At 56.0% G+C, this 15,509-nt stretch carries 16 protein-coding genes and 1 pseudogene; 11 read left to right on the top strand and 6 right to left on the bottom strand.

Annotated features, from left to right (window positions below; all coding sequences use genetic code 11):
- Positions 1–728: 728 nt before the first annotated feature.
- The gene (locus tag I2123_RS08875; protein WP_213052237.1) at positions 729–2,714 is read left to right on the top strand and encodes a DUF4034 domain-containing protein; all 1,986 of its coding nucleotides are present in this window, start codon (positions 729–731) and stop codon (positions 2,712–2,714) included.
- Between the two features lie 361 nt (positions 2,715–3,075).
- Here I2123_RS08875 and I2123_RS08870 read toward each other — a convergent pair whose 3' ends face one another.
- Together I2123_RS08870 and I2123_RS08865 are read right to left on the bottom strand one after the other, a co-directional pair.
- Positions 3,076–3,612, bottom strand: coding sequence for a GNAT family N-acetyltransferase (locus tag I2123_RS08870; protein ID WP_213052236.1), 537 nt, complete (start codon positions 3,610–3,612; stop codon positions 3,076–3,078).
- Positions 3,613–3,639: 27 nt separating this feature from the next.
- Complete coding sequence (locus I2123_RS08865) at positions 3,640–4,209, bottom strand: helix-turn-helix domain-containing protein (protein ID WP_213052235.1); 570 nt, start codon at positions 4,207–4,209, stop codon at positions 3,640–3,642.
- Positions 4,210–4,386: 177 nt separating this feature from the next.
- Here I2123_RS08865 and I2123_RS08860 point away from each other — a divergent pair, with 177 nt between their 5' ends.
- From I2123_RS08860 to I2123_RS08820, 9 genes are all read left to right on the top strand, one after another.
- Positions 4,387–5,220 carry a MerR family transcriptional regulator gene (locus tag I2123_RS08860; RefSeq protein ID WP_112167082.1) on the top strand — a complete coding sequence of 278 codons (834 nt, stop codon included), beginning with the start codon at positions 4,387–4,389 and terminating at the stop codon, positions 5,218–5,220.
- Positions 5,220–5,672 carry a nuclear transport factor 2 family protein gene (locus I2123_RS08855; protein WP_112167080.1) on the top strand — a complete coding sequence of 151 codons (453 nt, stop codon included), beginning with the start codon at positions 5,220–5,222 and terminating at the stop codon, positions 5,670–5,672. Before I2123_RS08860 ends, I2123_RS08855 begins: the two co-directional genes overlap by 1 nt.
- Positions 5,672–6,388 carry an SDR family NAD(P)-dependent oxidoreductase gene (locus I2123_RS08850; RefSeq protein WP_112167078.1) on the top strand — a complete coding sequence of 239 codons (717 nt, stop codon included), beginning with the start codon at positions 5,672–5,674 and terminating at the stop codon, positions 6,386–6,388. The genes I2123_RS08855 and I2123_RS08850 overlap by 1 nt, the downstream gene beginning before the upstream one ends.
- Before the next feature lies 1 nt (position 6,389).
- Positions 6,390–7,751 carry an NAD(P)/FAD-dependent oxidoreductase gene (locus I2123_RS08845; RefSeq protein ID WP_213052234.1) on the top strand — a complete coding sequence of 454 codons (1,362 nt, stop codon included), beginning with the start codon at positions 6,390–6,392 and terminating at the stop codon, positions 7,749–7,751.
- Complete coding sequence (locus tag I2123_RS08840; protein WP_213052233.1) at positions 7,748–8,464, top strand: DUF1365 domain-containing protein; 717 nt, start codon at positions 7,748–7,750, stop codon at positions 8,462–8,464. The genes I2123_RS08845 and I2123_RS08840 overlap by 4 nt, the downstream gene beginning before the upstream one ends.
- Before the next feature lie 2 nt (positions 8,465–8,466).
- Positions 8,467–9,699: an SAM-dependent methyltransferase gene (locus tag I2123_RS08835; RefSeq protein ID WP_213052232.1), complete on the top strand. Its 1,233-nt coding sequence runs from the start codon at positions 8,467–8,469 to the stop codon at positions 9,697–9,699.
- Complete coding sequence (locus I2123_RS08830; RefSeq protein ID WP_112167069.1) at positions 9,696–10,187, top strand: DUF2878 domain-containing protein; 492 nt, start codon at positions 9,696–9,698, stop codon at positions 10,185–10,187. Before I2123_RS08835 ends, I2123_RS08830 begins: the two co-directional genes overlap by 4 nt.
- Complete coding sequence (locus tag I2123_RS08825; protein WP_213052231.1) at positions 10,184–10,711, top strand: chalcone isomerase family protein; 528 nt, start codon at positions 10,184–10,186, stop codon at positions 10,709–10,711. Before I2123_RS08830 ends, I2123_RS08825 begins: the two co-directional genes overlap by 4 nt.
- A gap of 67 nt (positions 10,712–10,778) precedes the next feature.
- Entirely contained in the window at positions 10,779–11,282 is a 504-nt protein-coding gene (locus I2123_RS08820; RefSeq protein WP_413534410.1) for a DUF3833 domain-containing protein, read from the top strand.
- Positions 11,283–11,286: 4 nt separating this feature from the next.
- Here I2123_RS08820 and yedA read toward each other — a convergent pair whose 3' ends face one another.
- A complete protein-coding gene (yedA, locus tag I2123_RS08815; protein WP_213052230.1) occupies positions 11,287–12,201 on the bottom strand; it encodes a drug/metabolite exporter YedA in 915 nt (304 codons plus the stop codon).
- A gap of 225 nt (positions 12,202–12,426) precedes the next feature.
- On the opposite strand from yedA, the pseudogene I2123_RS25700 reads away from it, so the two are divergent.
- A pseudogene (locus tag I2123_RS25700) lies at positions 12,427–12,528 on the top strand (hypothetical protein); the annotation flags it as partial.
- Positions 12,529–12,606: 78 nt separating this feature from the next.
- Here the strand turns inward: I2123_RS25700 and I2123_RS08805 are convergent.
- Genes I2123_RS08805 through I2123_RS08795 form a run of 3 tightly spaced genes read right to left on the bottom strand, consistent with a single transcriptional unit; the run spans position 12,607 to position 15,472 of the window.
- Positions 12,607–13,365 carry an ABC transporter permease gene (locus I2123_RS08805; protein ID WP_213052228.1) on the bottom strand — a complete coding sequence of 253 codons (759 nt, stop codon included), beginning with the start codon at positions 13,363–13,365 and terminating at the stop codon, positions 12,607–12,609.
- The gene (locus tag I2123_RS08800; protein ID WP_112167058.1) at positions 13,362–14,306 is read right to left on the bottom strand and encodes an ABC transporter ATP-binding protein; all 945 of its coding nucleotides are present in this window, start codon (positions 14,304–14,306) and stop codon (positions 13,362–13,364) included. Before I2123_RS08800 ends, I2123_RS08805 begins: the two co-directional genes overlap by 4 nt.
- The gene (locus I2123_RS08795; RefSeq protein ID WP_112167056.1) at positions 14,303–15,472 is read right to left on the bottom strand and encodes an ABC transporter permease; all 1,170 of its coding nucleotides are present in this window, start codon (positions 15,470–15,472) and stop codon (positions 14,303–14,305) included. Before I2123_RS08795 ends, I2123_RS08800 begins: the two co-directional genes overlap by 4 nt.
- Positions 15,473–15,509 lie beyond the last annotated feature (37 nt).

The raw sequence follows: 15,509 nt of genomic DNA, 5'->3' as shown, positions 1-15,509 counted from the left end.
CTTTTTTACTTTTTTACTGAGGTAAAACTTTTTTAATTTTTGGCCCGACATGGCGAATTCATTCTCTGGTTATAATTACTATTAATCCAGAGAGAAAATGCTACCAAGTTAGTTAAGACATTTCCTATATACAGTAAGATGTAACAAGATATTTAAAAACAGTAAATTTACCTCTATTTATCTATGTTAAAATAAAGCACGCAAAGCTAATTTTATATAATACCGTTTAAAATCAATAAAATAACTCAAATAGTTACCGCACTAACTGATAAAGCAAATCCTCAGCATTAATATATACTTCATCTCGCTATCATCATTATTTGTTATTGAATTACCCTCATTCCCCGTTTTGTGGAAACAACAGCCGACCCATTGTGGTCGGTTTTTTTTTGCTTTTAAAATATGATTACGGCAGGTGATATTACTTCGCAGTGGTTATTACACATATCGACATTACTCCTCCACAATTAATTCACGCTTTCTCCTTATTTCACACCCGTATTTTATTAATATCTGATATCTAAATGGCGGAATTAGAAAGGAAATAAAGCCTGATTATTAACCGATAAATTATGCAGGGTTTGTTCGTCACTCAGGAACGGATCCGGTAGTATAAGCAAAGTCAGAGCAATCTCGCTGATCTGCGCACTCAACAACGTTAGACTGCGTTGCCACGTTATACCTTCATTATCCGACAGTTCAGGCTTCATAACCGCTCAGGGAAACTCATGCCACAACAGGATCAGTCCGACAACATATCCAAAGCCAGAATGCTGCTGGCAACCCGCCGTTTTCTAAAACTCGACGAGTGGCTGTTGTCACTGATGCGTGGCTGGCAGAACCAGACTGACGATCTCAGCGCTTACGGCCTGCTGATGCACCCGGCGACGCTGTTTACCGGTACCGAATCCCCTCCGCTCAATCCGCTGGAAATTCTCAGCGACTGGGCGCAGCAATGCCCGCAGAGTTATCACGCCCACGTCTTACTCGGTATGGTCTGGCATGAAAATGCATGGCTTATCCGCCAGACGCAGGCCGGTCAGGAAGTGGAAGATCATCAGTGGCTGGGCGCGCAGCTGTGCTGCGACTACGCCGTTCTGGCTTTTTTACGCGCAATTGAATTGCATCAGCGCCCGACACACGCCTACCGCCATATGATGAATCTCAGCGGCGGCTTCGGCGAACCCTACTGGCTGAAATCCCTGTTCGCCGGTGAAATCCCATTACCCTTGCATGAAAAGTTTTCGATTCAGGGCAGTGAGATCTGGCAGGCTGGTGTCGCTCACCTCCACGCCCTCGGGTTTGAACCCGCCACGCACTGGCCGCAAAACTTGCCCGCCGCTTTGCACGATACCCGCAAAGCCGGTGAAGAAGCGGTGGATCACTGGCTGCGCATGGCGATGTCGGTACGTCATGCCGACGTCGGCACCATGGAATCCTATCTGTTGTTCCATTCCGCCTTCTGGGGCGGCAGCGACGAGCAACAGATGCTGATTATCGACAGCCCGCTGTGTGCGGAATTCAGCGAAGAAGAACGCAATCAGTTTCGCGCGAATGCCCTTTGCGATGCGCTGTCTGGCGATATTGCCGATCGTGAATCGCCGCGTGCCCTCGAATTACAACAACGTCTGGCTGATTTACTCTCGCAATCTCTCGACCCCGACACACGCATCCGTTTGCTGGATCTGGCAGGTATTTGCATCGCCTACTGGCAGGATGACGATCAGGCCGGATTAGCCGTTTATCACGATCTGTTTGCCGTTTCAGCGCAGGCCATGCCGGGGCATTTCGCCACGATGTTTATCTCCCGCGCGGTGCTGGCGAACGGTAATGAAGAAGGTTTGCCGGTTCTTACGCAGCTTCTCACCCGCGCGCTCAGTCAGGCCAATAACCCGACGCTGGTGGCCTTTGCCGCCGCTGCGCTTCACTCGGGTTTATATGGATTACCGGCAAAACCGGAGTTGTGCAGCGGATTGATGGATCACGCGTGGTCGCTGATGCAGCAATCCGGCGACGAAAAACCCGCTAAAGATCTGGTCACGCTGGCGCACGATATGGCGATCAACGACGATCTGGACGCTGCGCATTTTCTGATGACCGAGATGGCCCGCCACGGCAGCGCCATCCATTGTTATGAGCTGTACTTTTTCTACCGCAATACCTGGCATCAGGACGTTCCGGCTCAGTATCACAATGACAGCAATGCGATGGATTGCGTGCTGAGCGCCGCGCGCTCCGGGATGGTGCCGGCGATGTTCACCTGTGCCAACGCCCTGCGTGAAGGTCTTGGCGGAGAGCCAGATTACGAACAGGCGATGCAGTGGTATCAGCGCGCGATGGACGCCGGGCATTTATCCGCCGCCTACTGGCGCGCCAGCTGCGCGCTGGATAACGGATCTGACGCCGAAAAACGTCAGGCTGCCGAACACTGGCTGCCGGAGATTTTGCACAACGCCGAACATCCGGATCGCGCCGAAGCCGCCTACACGCTGGGCATGGCCTGGCTGACCGGCACCGGTGTGAAGAAAAACCGCTACATCGCAGATCAGTTTATGGCGTTCGTACTGGAAATGAATCCCGAATCGGAGGCGGCCAGAAAGGTTCATGAAGAGCTTAACGGGTCACTGAGAGCGCGGATGAATTTGTGGCAGGATAAGAGAAAAAGTGAGGGAAGCGATCCCACTCAGGTGTTTCGGCAGGAGCTGCTGCACTAGCGGCTTTAAAATCGACTTCAAGGTCAAAACCTTGGGTTGCCACCCAAACCGGCCTTAAGGACGGCTTATCGCCGCCGCCCTTAAGAATCCCGGACTCTTCAAAACACGTGCCATGCATCCCGGCTCTGTTTCAGCAGCCACAGTTATTGCCGCAGGGTTTTGCGCCACACGCGGGAGCTACAGAACACGTCCTTCGTTCCAGCGACAGTGCATGTTTTAAAAGACGTGGAGATTCCAAAGAGGGCCCGTCCTGGCACTCTTTGGGCGGTTTCAGCACAGTAAGGTAAGTGATCGCTGTTCGTGAGAAACCGAAATATTTTCGATCCGACTTAGACATCCAGGGTGCAGCGTTCTCCTGTACTCAAATCAATACCTTATACATCACACTCGTTGACTCCAGAATTCCCCCGGTCGACATCGCGTAATGCGGAATCGTGCCACTCAGCGTAAAACCCTGATTTTCATAAAGTGTCTGTGCAGGGCTGCATGTGACCGTGTCCAGCACCAGCAGCGTTTTGCCTGCTTCGCGCGCCAGCGTTTCAACCCGCTCCATCAACAGACGGGCGATGCCTTTACGGCGGCCATCCGGGTGCACCATCAGTTTCACCACATCCCCGCGATGTTCACCGTTAGCAGGCTGATCGACCACCAGTTGCACCGTTCCCACGATAATCCCGTCAAGGCGCGCCACCAGCAAACGCCGTTCTCCGCGCTCGAAAACGGGCAACAGCTTTTGCCAGAACGCCTGCGCCTGCACAAATCCAAACGGCAGCACGAAACCAATACTCGCACCCAGCGCGACTGACTGCATCAGCGTCTCCGCCAGGGCATCGAGATCGGCTGCCGGTAGCACACCGCCCTGCACTTCACTGATCACTATTTCACTGCCGCTTTGCATAGCGTTACACCTTATTTCTGACTGAGATTAAGGACGGGAGATGACGATCGCATAACGCGCATCGGCCGGGCCCGGAACATAAAAGGAGGATGCGCCGTGAAGATGAAATCGCAGGCAATCGCCCGGTTCGAGCCGATAAGAGCGCGAATCCAGCGTGAAATCCAGCAGGCCTTCCAGCATCCAAATGTGCTGCTCCAGGCCGACAACCGGCGGGGAATCATAAACAATGGTGGCACCGGCTTTTAACCGGCCGGAAATCAGTTCAGCGCGAAAACCCGGTGCAGGCGCGGATACCGAGCGACGTTCGAAACCGGTTTCGCGATCATGCCAGACCGGTTGCAGGGCGGCGCGAATCAGCTCCGGCGGATTGTCTTCCAGCGCCATCAGCAGTCTTGACGTGGTCAGGCCATACGTTGCGCTCAGCTTTCCCAGTACCGACGCGGTCGGGCTGGTTTCCGCCCGTTCGATGCGCGACAGCGTGGCCCGGCTGATGCCGGTCCGCTGCGCCAGCTGTTCAAGCGACCAACCCTGCCCGATGCGTAATTCCGCCAGCCGTTCTGCCAGCCGTAAATCGTGGCTGTCCTGTTCGTCTTCCATTCCCGTTCCCTTACCCGAATTCTCAATACAGGGAAATTATCTCTAATCAGGGAAACTGGCAAGTTAAAATAATGTAATCCGTTAGTATTAGCTAAGTTGTACAAAAATAATAAAGTTGTACAACTTTGAGCCAAGACGCTAGAGTTAACATTAGTCTTATGAATATTTGGGTAGCGAATGTCACTTTACAGCATCGGCGAGGTTGCTCGCATTTGTGGTATCAATCCGGTCACGCTCCGTGCGTGGCAACGCCGTTACGGCCTGCTTAAACCGCAGCGCACAGAAGGCGGCCACCGGCTGTTTAATGACGACGATCTCGACACCATCCGCACCATTCTTGGCTGGATAGAACGCGGTATCCCGGTCGGTCAGGTCAAATCGCTGCTCGAAGGCAAAGTCGAGGCATTATCCGGCGACTGGTCAGAATCCGAGCACCGGCTGCTGACCGCGCTGCAAAAAGGCCAGAATCAGAAAGTGCGTCAGGTGATAACCGAACTGGGTCGCGAATATCCGGCCGCAGCGCTGGTCGATAATGTCTTCCGCCCGCTGCGTGCGCGCCTTAACCCCGGCGATCACCGCCTGCGTACCTTGCGCAGCCTGTTCGATGGCCTGGTGATTGAGCACGCGGTGATGTGCATGAACGCCGCCCGCAAACGGCCTGGCCTTCGGGCTGTGGTGCTGGGCTGGGGCGTCATCGACACCGCCGAACTGTGGCTGGAAGCGATAGTTCGTTGTGAAGAAGGGATGCAGGTGGAAGTTCTGCCCGCGCCGCTCGAAGATCCACATTTAGAAAATCTGTTGTGCGATCGGATTTATGTCTGGGCGGAAGGAAAACTGACGCAGATTGAGCGTTTACGTATGGCGCAGTGGGTGGAGCAAGGGCTCACGATCATTTTGCTTGGCAGCGCCTCGGTGTTGCTGGCAGCGGAGGCAGGTAGTCACGAGGAGGCAGAAGACGTTCCTTTCGATGATCCGACCATCGTCCCGTTACACAAATTTAAGGAAAAATAATGATTAAACATTTTCCTGAACCTCCCCTGCCCGCCGACGTATTGACACGACTCTGTGACTTTTATCGTCATCTGGACATGAGCCTGCTCCCGCAGCTGTCGCGCATCTATCATCCGCACGTGGTGTTTATCGATCCGGTATCACATTACGACGGCGTCGACGCGCTGGAGCGTTACTTCGCGCAGCTGCTCAAAAAAGTTAACTACTGCCGCTTTGATATTCAGCCTGCGCTGGTTCAGGGCGATGAAGCATCGTTATTCTGGCGGATGGAGTATTCCCATCCGTCATTGAAAAAAGGCCACGCGATGTCACTTAACGGCGCCAGCCATTTACGTCTGGCGGAAAACCGTATCATCTACCAGCGTGATTATTACGATCTCGGCGCGATGATTTACGAGCACGTCCCGATGCTCGGCGGTGCCGTCCGCGCCATTAAAGCCAGGTTGAAATAATGCGCCGCGTACTGATTACCGGTGCCAGTTCGGGTATCGGTCAGCAACTGGCGCAGGATTACGCCGATGAAGGCTGGGAAGTGACCGCCTGCGGGCGCGACGCCGCCAAACTTGACGCCGTGGCCGCGCACAGTCCTCTGATTATTCCGCTGCGTTTTGATATTACGGATCTGGATGAAACACGTCAGGCATTGCAGGGCGTGACAGCAGATTTAGTCATCCTCTGCGCCGGAACCTGTGAGTATCTGGATAATGGCGTGGTTGAGGCTGAAAAAGTCGCGCGGGTCATTAGTACCAATTTTATGGGGCCGGTGAACTGTCTCGATGCCCTGCTGCCGGGTTTAGCGGCGGGCAGCCGCGTCGCGCTGGTCGGTTCCACCGCCTCCTTGCTGCCGTTCCCGCGCGCTGAAGCTTACGGGGCATCCAAAGCGGCGCTGGCGTATTTCGCCCGTTCGCTGTCGGTCGACCTGATAGCGCGGGACATCCACGTTTCGCTGATCCAGCCGGGCTTTGTCGATACGCCCCTCACTTCACGCAATGACTTCCCGATGCCGATGATGGTGACCGTCAATCAGGCCTCGGCACATATTCGTAAAAAGCTGGCGCACGGTGCCAGTGAAATTGCCTTCCCGCCACTTTTTGCCCGCTTACTGAAGGTCGCCTCGCTGCTGCCGGTCAGCATTCAAAAATGGTTAAGCCGAAAAATGGTGAGATAAGATGACAACAAAAGTGGCTATCGTCGGCAGCGGTATTTCCGGTCTGAGCTGTGCGTGGTTACTGGCACAACGCCAGCCTGATGCAGAAATTACCGTATTTGAATCTGCGGAGACGCTGGGCGGACATACCGCCACGCAGGACGTGGTTTGCGACGGTAAAACGTACGCCATCGACACCGGTTTTATTGTCTATAACACCCGCACCTATCCCGGTTTCATCGCGTTGCTCAAAGAGCTGGGCATTGAAGGCACGCCGACTGAAATGAGTTTCTCGGTGCGCAACCCGGTGAGCGGGCTGGAGTATAACGGCCACTCGCTCAACAGCCTGTTTGCTCAGCGACGTAATTTCTTCAAACCGCAGTTCTGGCGGTTTATTAGGGAAATTTTGCGCTTTAACAAACTGTGCAAAGCGCGTCTGCTCAATGCGCACAATGACGAAGATACGCTGGCCGATTTGCTCGATCAGAACGGTTTCACGCCGTTTTTCGCCCTGCACTATGTATTACCGATGGGTGCGGCGATCTGGTCTTCTTCCCTGAGCGATATGGCGAATTTCCCTCTGTCGATGTTTCTGCGATTTTTCGACAACCATGGCCTGCTCGATGTGACGAACCGTCCGCAGTGGATGGTGGTGCCCGGCGGCTCGCGGGAATACATTCGCAAGATGCAGGAAAAGTTGCCGCGCCGCGTGACGCTGCGCACTAACACGCCGGTGACCAACATCACCCGCACCGCCAGCAACGTGACGCTTCACTCCACCACGCGCGGCGACGAATCCTTTGATCAGGTGATTTTCGCCTGCCATTCCGATCAGGCGCTGGCGATTTTGGGTGACAGCGCCACGACGGAAGAACGTGCCGTTCTCGGCGCACTGCCGTATCAGGCCAACGACGTTATCCTGCATACCGATACCCGTCTGCTGCCACGTGAAAAACGGGCGTGGGCGAGCTGGAATTATCAGTTGCCCAATTCGCTGAAATCTTCCTCCCGTGCCGATATGCGCGATACCAGCCCGGCGCACACCCGCCGCGCCAGCGTGACCTATAACATGAATATTTTGCAGGGGCTGGAAGCACCGCAAACGTTCTGCGTCTCGCTCAATCCGCTCTCGCCGATTGATGAAAGCAAAGTGCTGTTCCGCGCAACCTACATGCATCCGGTGCTGAATCTGGCCAGCCATCACGCGCAACAGCAGCGTTTTCGCATCAATGGCCATCACCGTACCTGGTTTTGCGGCGCGTACTGGTACAACGGTTTTCATGAGGATGGCGTGAACAGCGCCCGCGACGTGGTCGAACAACTGGATTTGCAGCTGCAACGCGAAGCTGAACAACACACGCCTGCTGCGCTGGAAATGTCATGAACAGCACGCTGTACGTCGGCACGGTGCGCCATCGCCGGTTTACGCCGGTTGAGCATCGCTTCGACTACGACATTTTTATGCCGCTGATTGATCTCGACGAGCTGGAGCAGTTGCCCGCCGTTGGCATCAAACTGGAAAGATTTTCCGCCGCCAGCTTTCGCCGCAAAGATTATCTCGGCGGCGGCGACATCAAAACCAAAGCACAGAACAGAATTGCCGAACTGACCGGGGAACGCCCTGATGGCCGCGTGATGTTGCTGTGCCAGCTGTGTTATTTCGGCTGTTATTTCAATCCGGTTAATTTTTACTACCTTTATGATAAAACCGGAGTTTTGCGCTGGATGCTGGCCGAGGTGCGTAATACGCCCTGGAACGAACGCCACACTTACGCCGTCGTCCCCGACGGCTCGCAGCCGGTGCCGAAAGCCTTTCATGTGTCGCCCTTCAATCCGATGGACATGGTCTATCACTGGCGGCTGACACCTCCCGGAAAAGAGTTACACATCACTATCGAAAATCACCGCAAAGAACGTGAATTCGATGCCGCTCTGTCGCTGAAGGCGCTCCCGCTCACCCGCGAGGCGCTGCGCAAGCAATTGTGGCGACTGCCCCTGATGACCGCAAAAACCGCCCTGACCATTTACTGGCAGGCCGTGAAACTGTGGCTAAAACGGGCACCGATTTATTCGCATCCTCCTGTTGATAAGGACTGACCATGAGCCAACCCGAAGTGCAACTCGCCCGCGATGGGGCGACTAACCGGCGCAGCAAGGCTGCACGCGCACTGATTCTCGGCGTTTTAAAACAGCTGCATGGTGCCGGTCTGACCCTGCGGGAAGCCGGTGAAAATGCCGTCTTTTTTGGTGACCCGACCGCGCCGTTGCAGGGCGAAATCGAGGTACACAATCTGCGCGCCTACCGTCGTGTGTTACTCGGCGGCAGCATCGCCGCCGGGGAAAGTTACATTGACGGCGACTGGACGACGCCCAATCTGACCACCGTGCTGCAACTGCTGGCGGAAAACCTCAAGCTGGTCGATAAGCTCGAAGCCCGTCTGAGCTGGGTCACCGCGCCGGTCAACAGCCTGATCCACTTCTTTCGCCGCAACAGCCCGTCGCAGGCGCGCAAAAACATTTCTGCGCACTACGATCTCGGCAACGATTTTTATCAGGGCTTTCTCGATGAAAAGATGCTCTATTCTTCCGCCTGGTATCAGGAACCGCAGATGACGCTGGAGCAGGCTCAGGAAGCGAAAATGCGCCGTCTGTGCGATCAGTTGCAACTGCATGCGGGCGATCATTTGCTGGAAATCGGTACCGGCTGGGGCGCGATGGCAGAATTCGCCGCGCGCGAATACGGCTGCCAGGTCACCACCACCACCATTTCCCGCGAGCAGTACGACTTTGCCTGTCAGCGCATCGAAAAAGCCGGTTTAACCGACCGCGTTACCGTACTGTTCGAAGACTATCGCGCCCTGCGCGGACAGTTCGACAAGCTGGTCTCAATCGAGATGATCGAAGCGGTCGGCAAGCGTTATCTCAAAACCTTCTTCAAACGCTGCAACGCCCTGCTCAAACCCAACGGACGCATGGCGATTCAGGCCATCACCATTGCCGATCAGCGTTACGCCTCGTACAGCCGCAACGTCGATTTCATTCAACGCTACGTGTTTCCCGGCGGTTTTCTGCCTTCCATCACCGCCATGAATGACACCATGACCCGCTGCACCGGGCTGGTGGTGCGCGATCTGTTCGATATCGGTTTCGACTATGCCCGCACCTTGCACGAATGGCGCGAACGCGTGCAGCGCTACTGGAACGCACAGCTCGATGGCGCACAGGACGAGCGTTTCCGTCGCCTGTGGCTGTTTTACCTGTGCTACTGCGAGGCCGGATTCCGCGCCCGCACCATCAGCACCGTCCAGCTGATTGCCGAGCGACGCGCATGAATTCCCTGCGCTTCTGGCTGCTGACGCTGGGCTTTGATGCCTGGTGGACGCTGGCCGTATGGGGGCGCGAGCGATTTATTGTGCTGCTGCTGATCAGCAGTTTTCTGATGCTGGCATTTACGCCGTCGCGTCGCCGTTTGTGGGTGGCGGCAGTGTGTTCGCTGGGCATTATTTTGGATTCGCTGTGGTGCATTCTCGGGCTGTTTGAATTCACCGGTTCGACCGGCGTTCCGCCGTGGATGATGGCGCTGTGGCTGGGGTTCAGCGCGTGGTGGCTGTGGCTTCTCGGGCATCTTCGCCTGACGTGGTACTGGCTGATTCCTCTCGGCGCGGTCAGCGGTCCGCTGGCGTATTACCTTGGTATGCGGCTCGGCGCGATGAACCTTTTGGCCTCACCGTCTTACGTCTGGCTGCTGATGGCCGCAGGCTGGGCGATTTTCCTGCCGCTCATCAGCCTGCCGGTTTTGCTCAACAGGAGAAAGCAATGAAAAGATGGCTAACCGTCGCACTGGCGCTGATGTTTTCATTCTCCGCCTACGCCTCAACGCCCTGGGCGCAGTGGCAACAGGTTGGCCGCGCCACCCTGAGCTGGGGACCGTTCGAGGTGTACCACTCTTCATTACTGACACCCGACGGGAAATATGAGGCGCAGAAATGGCCGCAGGCGCTGTCCATTGAATATTTGCGCAGCATCGACAGTCAGGAACTGACCAAAGCCACCGAAGAGCAGTGGCAGAAACTGGGCATGGAAAGTGACGCGCAGAAGAACGGCTGGCTGGAGGCCGTCGGAAAAACCTGGCCGGACGTCAGCAACGGCAGCGAAATCGTTTTTTTGGCGACAAAATCCGGCGGTCAGTTTTACAGCCGTGCGGCCAACAGCGCGATAATTGCGCCGGTCGGTGAATCCTTCAGCCCTGAATTCCGCGACGCTTTTCTGGCGATCTGGCTCTCGCCCGCCACGCAGTATCCTGATTTACGCAGCAAGCTGATCGGCGCATCGGCGTCAGATTAACGTTAATCCGACCGGAGGTTTTATGACAGTTTCACACTCTGTTTTACGCAAAGGTTTTCTCGGTCTGATGGCGGCCTGCGTGCTGTTACTCACCAGTTGCAGCGCCGACATTAAAGATTACGCACAGACGCAGCCAAAGCTGGATATTTTCGCCTATTTCAAAGGTGACAGCGTGGCCTACGGCATGGTGCAGGATTACACCCACAAACAAACGCGGCGCTTCGCAGTGAAAATTCGCGGTGACGTGGTGGCCGATACGCTGACCCTGCACGAAGATTTTGTGTATGACGACGGCGAAAAACAAACCCGCGTCTGGCACATCCGCAAACTCGCCGATGGCACCTACACCGGCACCGCAGGCGATATCATCGGCACAGCAAAAGGCCAGTCGGCAGGCAACGCGTTTAACTGGAACTACGTGATGGACGTCAAATCAGGCGGCAGTACCTACCGCCTGACTTTCGACGACTGGATTTATCAGCAGGACGAACAGCATCTGTTTAACGTCACGTCGCTTAAAAAATTCGGCGTCGAAGTGGCGCGGGTCACGCTGTTCTTTGAGAAGAAGTAAAAGCTTAGACCTTCACCTCTTTAATCACCGTCTTCCTGCGCCCGAAGACGAATTTGCCCAGCGTGACCAAGAGCACTGCGCACAGGATAATCCCTAACGCCACCCATTCAACCGGTGAAAGGGATTCTCCGGCAAAGCCGATGCCGAGCAGCACCGCGACAATCGGGTTCACGTAGGCGTAGCTGGTAGCAATGGCCGGACGCACGGTTTTCAAGAGGAACATGTAGGCGCTGATGGCAATCATCGAGCCGAACACAATCAGATACCCCAGTGCCAGGAAGCCGTGCAGCGAAGGCGTAGCGGTCAGATGCTCGCCGTTCAGTTGGCTGGCGATAAGCAGTACAACGCCGGCGACGATCATTTCCGCCGCACCCGCCATCAGGCCGACCGGTAAGGTCAGGCGCGAACTCCACACCGAACCGAATGCCCAGCTGAGTGATGCCAGCAAAATCAGCGCGGCGCCCCACGGGTTTCCTTCCAGATTGCTGCCGGTATTTAGCAGCACAATGCCGAACAGGCCGATACCGACGCCGGTCCATTCCAGACGGCTGTTTGGCATGCCCCACAGACGGCTAAAGCACAGCGTAAACAGCGGTACGGTCGCCACCATCACCGCGGCGATACCCGATGGCACCTGCATATGTTCGGCGACGGTCACCAGCCCATTGCCCACCGACAGCAGTAAAATCCCCACTGCGGCGGCAGAAAGCCACTGTTTCAGGCCCGGAAATTTATGCCCGCGCAGCATCAGAAACGTAAACAGTACACATCCGGCGACGAAGAAACGCAGACCGGCCATCATCAGCGGCGGCCAGCTTTCCACCCCTACGCGGATCACAAAATAGGTAGAGCCCCAGATAAAATACAGCGCAAATAATGCAGCGATTAACGGCAACAGGGAACGCGAAGCAGAAGGCATAGGAGTAACTTATTAGCGTGATAACGAAGGCAGACAGTTAACGCTATTGCTCTGATTAACGGCAAGGAATTCTGTGCGATCGCGCTAAAATGTTGTTAAAAAGTGTCTGCATATGACAAAAAATGAAGAGACGCTGGAGGATAAAGTAGTCATCGCATGAATAGTATGTTGCCCGTAGCCGCAAAGGACTTATAATTCGGGGCTGATATTTTTGAGGTACAACACATGAATTCGCTTGGCAAAAAATTATTTATCGCGCTGTTTGGTCTGATGGCGATTGGCGCGATTGGTGGTGTGATGGTCGCGGGTTACGCCGTCGTCATTCAGGATGACGCCAAACCGGCAAACGATAACGACGCCCCTTCCGTCGTCCCTGCGCCGTCATCTTCCGCTTCCTCGAACTGATCACTCCACCGACCGCTGCTGCCAGCGATGTAACCAGCGGCTCCAGCGTTCGAACAGCATATCCACGCAAATCGCCAGCAGCGCGACAATCACCGCGCCCTGCAATACATAGGCAGTATTAAAGCCGCTCAGGCCGATAATAATTGGCGAGCCCAGGCTGGATGTGCCGACCGTCGAAGCGATCGCCGCCGTACCGATATTGATGATAACCGAGGTGCGGATCCCGGCGATAATAACCGGTGCCGCCAGCGGGATTTCCACTTTACGCAGCATCTGCCAGCGGCTCATCCCAACGCCCTGCGCTATCTCACGCGCCGAGGGAGAGACCGATTCAATACCGGCAATCGTCCCCTGTAAAATCGGCAGCAAGCCGTACAGCACCAGCGCAATAATCGCCGGTTTTTCGCTAAATCCCATGACCGGCACCGCCACGGCAAGCACCGCGACCGGCGGAAAAGTCTGCCCCATCGCCACCAGCGTTTCGACCAGTGAACGAAACTCTTTCCCCGCAGGGCGCGTGACGCCAACGCCCGCCGCCACACCGATCACCACCGCAATCAGGCTCGAGACCCCGACCAGTAACAGATGCGCCTGCACCAGCGAGGCAAAGCTTTCCTGCTGATAAACCGGGCGACTGAGCTCAGGAAACATCCAGTGAAATACCCCGCCGAGCGACGTCATGCCAAAGATGAGCGCCAGCAACACGGCAAAAAGCCAGGGTAAGGGATCGGTGATAAGCCGTCGAAAACTGTGTTTCATGCCTCGCTCCTTTGTGCGGTCAGATCGGCAAAATGCAGCACGCCGAGCGGCTGCCCGTCCTCATCAACCACCGGCAGTTGCTGAACCTGCTGCGCGACAAATTTCGACAACGCCTGACTCAGGCTCATCGACGCCACCAATGGTTTTTGGCTGCCGTCGTAAAGCTCACCGTGGCGCGTACGCGATCCCACTTCCTGCAATGACAGCAAACGGATGCCCATATCGCTGCCGCCAAAGAAATCACGCACAAACGGCGTCGCCGGTTTGGTCAGCAATTCCAGCGGTGTGCCCTGCTGCACCACCTGCCCGTCGTTGAGCAGCACGATACGGTCGGCCAGCGCCAGTGCCTCGTCGATATCGTGCGTCACCAGCACAATAGTGCGATGCGTCATTTTATGGATCCGCGCGACCTCTTCCTGCAACGTCGCGCGGGTCACCGGATCGAGTGCGCCAAAAGGTTCATCCATCAGCAGCACTTCCGGATCAGACGCCAGCGCGCGCGCCACACCGACACGCTGCTGTTGCCCGCCGGAAAGCTGATGCGGATAGCGATGACGGAACTGTCTGGGATCGAGATTGAGCAACTCCAGCAGTTCGGTCACACGGTCGCGGATTTTCGTTTTCGGCCATTTCAACAGCTGCGGTACGGTGGCGATATTCTCTTCCACCGTCCAGTGCGGGAACAGGCCGATCGACTGGATCGCGTACCCCATCCGGCGGCGTAAATCCTGCGCACGGAATTTTTCGATAGGTTCACCGGCGAAGAGAATCTCCCCGCGATCGTGCTCCACCAGCCGGTTGATCATTTTCAACGTGGTGGATTTACCCGAGCCGGAGGTGCCGATCAGCACCGTAAATTCGCCTTTGGCCATTTCCAGCGTCAGGTCACGCACGACCGCTTTTCCGGCAAAGTGTTTGCTTACCTGCTTGAAATGAATCATCTGCGTGAGGTTTCCAGTATTGAGACTGCGAATTTAAAGACGCTGTCGACGACAACGGCCATCAACACCGCCGGGATAACACCGAGCAGCACCAGATCCAGCGCGCTGCTGAGTAATCCCTGAAACATGATGGCACCCAGACCGCCCGCGCCTATCAGCGCCGCGACCATCGCCATACCCACGGTTTGCACCGCCACGATACGGATACCGGTGAGGATGACCGGCAAGGCGATGGGCAGCTGCACGCGCAAAAAAATCTGCCCGCGGTTCATGCCCATGCCGCGCGCCGATTCGATCACCGCTTCCGGCACCGACTCGAGTCCGGCGATAACGCCGCGCACCAGCGGCAACAGGGAATACAGCACCAGCGCGATAATCGCCGGTGCAAGCCCGATGCCGCTAATCCCATGCTCCGCCAGCCACGGCAGCGCGCGGGCGAGCCCGGCCAGCGGCGCGAGCAGCAAACCAAACAGCGCAATCGACGGCACGGTCTGAATGATATTGAGCACCGACAGCACCGGCCCGCGCCAGCGCGCTTTGCGATGACACAGTAATCCGACCGGCAGGCCGATGAGTACCGCGGGCACCAGCGTGCCCAACAGAATGCCCAGATGCTGCCATACCGCGTCGTTAAACACGTCAGAACGGTTATCGTATTCTTTTAACAACGAAAGTTCGGCCAGCTGGCCGTAGGCCAATAGCACCACCACCGGCAAAATCATCTGCACGTTAAGCACGATGCGCAGGCTGTGATTGCGGGTAAACCGGGAGATGGCGTCGGAGGCTATCAGCAGGCACAGCGCCGCCGCCGCCCAGAAACCGCCGCCGAGGGACGTGCGCGCAATGCTGTCTTCATCGCCGCCGGTCAGCTGGACCGCACTGTGCCCGGCCAGCCACACCAGCGCGGTCAGCAGGATTTCCGCCAGCAGCATCACCAGCAGATGATTTTTGCCATAGAGCCGGACGAAAGCCGCCGCCAGCAATAACAGAGCAGGCAGTAAAATCAGCGCAAAGTAGCCGTGCAGCAGCGTTAATAAAGGAATGCCCTGCCCCGAGACCAGCCGGTTGGGCGCATGGCTGAGAAATGCCAGACCGTAACCGGCCAGCAACAGCAGCAAAACCAGCGTCAGTAAGACACGGTTTTTGACGAATGAGTGATGAGTCAAAACAGTACCTGAGTCCGGTGGGCACGATCCGAAGATC

Source organism: Rahnella inusitata (genome assembly GCF_018288855.1).
Lineage (GTDB): Bacteria > Pseudomonadota > Gammaproteobacteria > Enterobacterales > Enterobacteriaceae > Rahnella > Rahnella inusitata.
Note: the sequence above shows the minus strand (reverse complement) of the source record. Positions and strands in the feature narration are given on the sequence as shown.

Bases quoted from the DNA above. Each gene is read 5' to 3' on its own strand.
- I2123_RS08875 (WP_213052237.1), top strand. From the start codon at position 729: ATGCCACAACAGGATCAGTCCGACAACATATCCAAAGCCAGAATGCTG.
- I2123_RS08870 (WP_213052236.1), bottom strand. From the start codon at position 3,612: ATGCAAAGCGGCAGTGAAATAGTGATCAGTGAAGTGCAGGGCGGTGTG.
- I2123_RS08865 (WP_213052235.1), bottom strand. From the start codon at position 4,209: ATGGAAGACGAACAGGACAGCCACGATTTACGGCTGGCAGAACGGCTG.
- I2123_RS08860 (WP_112167082.1), top strand. From the start codon at position 4,387: ATGTCACTTTACAGCATCGGCGAGGTTGCTCGCATTTGTGGTATCAAT.
- I2123_RS08855 (WP_112167080.1), top strand. From the start codon at position 5,220: ATGATTAAACATTTTCCTGAACCTCCCCTGCCCGCCGACGTATTGACA.
- I2123_RS08850 (WP_112167078.1), top strand. From the start codon at position 5,672: ATGCGCCGCGTACTGATTACCGGTGCCAGTTCGGGTATCGGTCAGCAA.
- I2123_RS08845 (WP_213052234.1), top strand. From the start codon at position 6,390: ATGACAACAAAAGTGGCTATCGTCGGCAGCGGTATTTCCGGTCTGAGC.
- I2123_RS08840 (WP_213052233.1), top strand. From the start codon at position 7,748: ATGAACAGCACGCTGTACGTCGGCACGGTGCGCCATCGCCGGTTTACG.
- I2123_RS08835 (WP_213052232.1), top strand. From the start codon at position 8,467: ATGAGCCAACCCGAAGTGCAACTCGCCCGCGATGGGGCGACTAACCGG.
- I2123_RS08830 (WP_112167069.1), top strand. From the start codon at position 9,696: ATGAATTCCCTGCGCTTCTGGCTGCTGACGCTGGGCTTTGATGCCTGG.
- I2123_RS08825 (WP_213052231.1), top strand. From the start codon at position 10,184: ATGAAAAGATGGCTAACCGTCGCACTGGCGCTGATGTTTTCATTCTCC.
- I2123_RS08820 (WP_413534410.1), top strand. From the start codon at position 10,779: ATGGCGGCCTGCGTGCTGTTACTCACCAGTTGCAGCGCCGACATTAAA.
- yedA (WP_213052230.1), bottom strand. From the start codon at position 12,201: ATGCCTTCTGCTTCGCGTTCCCTGTTGCCGTTAATCGCTGCATTATTT.
- I2123_RS08805 (WP_213052228.1), bottom strand. From the start codon at position 13,365: ATGAAACACAGTTTTCGACGGCTTATCACCGATCCCTTACCCTGGCTT.
- I2123_RS08800 (WP_112167058.1), bottom strand. From the start codon at position 14,306: ATGATTCATTTCAAGCAGGTAAGCAAACACTTTGCCGGAAAAGCGGTC.